At 66.5% G+C, this 260-nt stretch carries 1 protein-coding gene; it reads left to right on the top strand.

The features are described 5' to 3' along the window. Positions 1–260: ABC transporter permease subunit (locus SB773_RS32790; RefSeq protein WP_410594575.1), on the top strand; the 260-nt coding region annotated here is incomplete at both ends.

Raw genomic sequence — 260 nt, 5'->3', positions numbered from 1 at the left:
AGCAACCTCGTCCGGCAGACGTCTATCGGGGCGCTCGTCGCGTTCGGGCAGACGTTCGTCATTATTACCGCGGGCATCGATCTATCGGTCGGCGCGGTCGTCGGCCTGAGCGGCGTCACGCTCGCGCTGCTGAACCAGGCCGGGGTCCCCTTCCCGCTCGCGGTCGTCTTGACGCTCCTGCTCGGTGCCCTCATCGGCGTCTATCACGGTTTCGGCGTCCACAACCTCGGCCTGCCGCCCTTTATCATGACCCTCGCCTC

It is taken from the genome of Bacillus sp. SIMBA_074, assembly GCF_046534555.1.
Lineage (GTDB): Bacteria > Bacillota > Bacilli > Bacillales > Bacillaceae_G > Bacillus_A > Bacillus_A mycoides.
This window is presented reverse-complemented; position numbering and strand designations above follow the sequence as displayed.